The sequence below is a fragment of the Streptomyces mayteni genome (assembly GCF_054783955.1).
The window spans coordinates 1-564 of sequence record NZ_BAAGPR010000303.1; the positions used below are offsets into that span (position 1 = coordinate 1).

At 79.3% G+C, this 564-nt stretch carries 1 pseudogene; it reads left to right on the plus strand.

The window, feature by feature from the left end:
• Window positions 1–173 precede the first annotated feature (173 nt).
• A pseudogene (locus tag ACYVPE_RS39995) lies at window positions 174–564 on the plus strand (DNA polymerase III subunit gamma and tau); the annotation flags it as partial.

Here is a 564-nt window from a genome sequence, read left to right on the forward strand (position 1 = left end):
CGGCCCGGTCGTCCAGCGGCGGCGCACCGGCCGGGCCCGCGCCGGCGACGGGAGCCTGGCCGACGGCCCAGCGGCCGCAGCAGGCGCAGCCAGCGGCGCCCTCGGCGTCGCCCTCGCAGGCCGGGGCTTGGCCCACGGCGCAGCCGACGCGGTCGGCTGCGCCGGCGGAGCCCGTGCGGCAGCAACCGCCCGCCCAGCCCGCCCAGCCCGCCCAGTCCGCTCCCGCCGCAGGCGGGAGCGGGGACGTGTCGCGGGTGCGGCAGATGTGGCCGGACATCCTGGACGCGGTCAAGGGACGGCGCCGCTTCAGCTGGATCCTGCTCAGCCAGAACGCGCAGATCGCCGGCTTCGACGGCACCACCCTGCAACTCGGCTTCGCCACCGCCGGCGCCCGCGACAGCTTCGTGAACAGCGGCAGCCAGGAGGTCCTCCAGCAGGCGCTGAGCGAGGCCATGGGCGTGCAGTGGCGGATCGACACCGTCATCGACCCGGGCCGCGGCGGTGGCGGCAGCGGTGGCGGGTTCCCCGGCGCGCGGCCGCCGGCGGCGCCCCCGCCGCAGGCGG